Source organism: Burkholderia sp. AU33803, assembly GCF_002223095.1.
GTDB lineage: Bacteria > Pseudomonadota > Gammaproteobacteria > Burkholderiales > Burkholderiaceae > Burkholderia.
In genome coordinates this window covers 1-3100 of record NZ_NKFJ01000010.1, presented here as the reverse complement: position 1 = coordinate 3100, position 3100 = coordinate 1, and the positions used below count along the sequence as shown (strand labels likewise).

Annotated in this window: 2 rRNA genes; both read left to right on the top strand. The window is 52.8% G+C overall.

The annotated features are described in order from the left end of the window. Window positions 1-2787: ribosomal RNA gene (locus CFB41_RS36965) — 23S ribosomal RNA — on the top strand; the annotation flags it as partial. Between the two features lie 154 nt (window positions 2788-2941). Continuing rightward, window positions 2942-3054 (top strand): 5S ribosomal RNA (gene rrf / locus CFB41_RS36960). The last annotated feature ends 46 nt before the right edge of the window (window positions 3055-3100 follow it).

The window sequence follows — 3100 nt, the reverse complement described above, 5'->3', positions numbered from 1 at the left end:
AGCTTTGATCCGTAGATGTCCGAATGGGGAAACCCACTCCTTTTGGAGTATCCATGGCTGAATACATAGGCCATGCGAAGCGAACGCGGTGAACTGAAACATCTAAGTAACCGCAGGAAAAGAAATCAACCGAGATTCCCAAAGTAGTGGCGAGCGAAATGGGATGAGCCTTGCACTCTTTATTTGTATTGTTAGCCGAACGCTCTGGAAAGTGCGGCCATAGCAGGTGATAGCCCTGTAGGCGAAAACAGTATGAAAGAACTAGGTGTGCGACAAGTAGGGCGGGACACGTGAAATCCTGTCTGAAGATGGGGGGACCATCCTCCAAGGCTAAATACTCGTGATCGACCGATAGTGAACCAGTACCGTGAGGGAAAGGCGAAAAGAACCCCGGGAGGGGAGTGAAATAGATCCTGAAACCGCATGCATACAAACAGTCGGAGCCTCGTAAGGGGTGACGGCGTACCTTTTGTATAATGGGTCAGCGACTTACGTTCAGTAGCAAGCTTAACCGTATAGGGCAGGCGTAGCGAAAGCGAGTCCGAATAGGGCGTTCAGTTGCTGGGCGTAGACCCGAAACCAAGTGATCTATCCATGGCCAGGATGAAGGTGCGGTAACACGTACTGGAGGTCCGAACCCACTAACGTTGAAAAGTTAGGGGATGAGCTGTGGATAGGGGTGAAAGGCTAAACAAACTTGGAAATAGCTGGTTCTCTCCGAAAACTATTTAGGTAGTGCCTCGTGTCTCACCTTCGGGGGTAGAGCACTGTCATGGTTGGGGGGTCTATTGCAGATTACCCCGCCATAGCAAACTCCGAATACCGAAGAGTGCAATCACGGGAGACAGACATCGGGTGCTAACGTCCGGTGTCAAGAGGGAAACAACCCAGACCGCCAGCTAAGGTCCCCAAATATAGCTAAGTGGGAAACGAAGTGGGAAGGCTAAAACAGTCAGGAGGTTGGCTTAGAAGCAGCCACCCTTTAAAGAAAGCGTAATAGCTCACTGATCGAGTCGTCCTGCGCGGAAGATGTAACGGGGCTAAGCTATATACCGAAGCTGCGGATGCGTGCTTTGCACGCATGGTAGGAGAGCGTTCTGTAAGCCTGCGAAGGTGTCTCGGAAGGGATGCTGGAGGTATCAGAAGTGCGAATGCTGACATGAGTAGCGATAAAGGGGGTGAAAGGCCCCCTCGCCGTAAGCCCAAGGTTTCCTACGCAACGTTCATCGGCGTAGGGTGAGTCGGCCCCTAAGGCGAGGCAGAAATGCGTAGCTGATGGGAAGCAGGTCAATATTCCTGCACCATTGTTAGATGCGATGGGGGGACGGATCGCGGAAGGTTGTCCGGGTGTTGGAAGTCCCGGTCGCTGCATTGGAGAAGGCACTTAGGCAAATCCGGGTGCGCAATTCAAGGGTGTGGCGCGAGCTCCTTAGGGAGCGAAGCAATTGGAAGTGGTTCCAAGAAAAGCCTCTAAGCTTCAGTCTAACGATGACCGTACCGCAAACCGACACAGGTGGGCGAGATGAGTATTCTAAGGCGCTTGAGAGAACTCGGGAGAAGGAACTCGGCAAATTGGTACCGTAACTTCGGGATAAGGTACGCCCTTGTAGCTTGACTGGCCTGCGCCAGGAGGGTGAAGGGGTTGCAATAAACTGGTGGCTGCGACTGTTTAATAAAAACACAGCACTCTGCAAACACGAAAGTGGACGTATAGGGTGTGACGCCTGCCCGGTGCCGGAAGATTAAATGATGGGGTGCAAGCTCTTGATTGAAGTCCCGGTAAACGGCGGCCGTAACTATAACGGTCCTAAGGTAGCGAAATTCCTTGTCGGGTAAGTTCCGACCTGCACGAATGGCGTAACGATGGCCACACTGTCTCCTCCCGAGACTCAGCGAAGTTGAAGTGTTTGTGATGATGCAATCTACCCGCGGCTAGACGGAAAGACCCCATGAACCTTTACTGTAGCTTTGCATTGGACTTTGAACCGATCTGTGTAGGATAGGTGGGAGGCTATGAAACCGGAACGCTAGTTTCGGTGGAGCCGTCCTTGAAATACCACCCTGGTTTGTTTGAGGTTCTAACCTTGGCCCGTGATCCGGGTCGGGGACAGTGCATGGTAGGCAGTTTGACTGGGGCGGTCTCCTCCCAAAGCGTAACGGAGGAGTACGAAGGTACGCTAGGTACGGTCGGAAATCGTGCTGATAGTGCAATGGCATAAGCGTGCTTAACTGCGAGACCGACAAGTCGAGCAGGTGCGAAAGCAGGTCATAGTGATCCGGTGGTTCTGTATGGAAGGGCCATCGCTCAACGGATAAAAGGTACTCTGGGGATAACAGGCTGATACCGCCCAAGAGTTCATATCGACGGCGGTGTTTGGCACCTCGATGTCGGCTCATCTCATCCTGGGGCTGTAGCCGGTCCCAAGGGTATGGCTGTTCGCCATTTAAAGAGGTACGTGAGCTGGGTTTAAAACGTCGTGAGACAGTTTGGTCCCTATCTGCCGTGGGCGTTGGATATTTGAAGGGGGCTGCTCCTAGTACGAGAGGACCGGAGTGGACGAACCTCTGGTGTACCGGTTGTCACGCCAGTGGCATCGCCGGGTAGCTATGTTCGGAAGAGATAACCGCTGAAAGCATCTAAGCGGGAAACTCGCCTTAAGATGAGATATCCCTGGGGACTAGATCCCCTTGAAGGGTCGTTCGAGACCAGGACGTTGATAGGTCAGGTGTGTAAGCGCAGTAATGCGTTCAGCTAACTGATACTAATTGCCCGTAAGGCTTGATCCTATAACAAGTCTGCCTTGTAGATCGGCGCCGTGCGCAAGCACTGGCTGCGATCCAAAGCGACAAGTTGGATTCTCGTGTGTGATACACACAACTCAAAATTACTGCTTCTTCCAAGATTGGTTGTGCTGCGAAGCCAGCGCAACAACCCTCTTTGCCTGATGACCATAGCGAGTCGGTCCCACCCCTTCCCATCCCGAACAGGACCGTGAAACGACTCTACGCCGATGATAGTGCGGATTCCCGTGTGAAAGTAGGTAATCGTCAGGCTCCCTAAGCCAAGAACCCCCGCCCGAAAGGCGGGGGTTTTTGCATT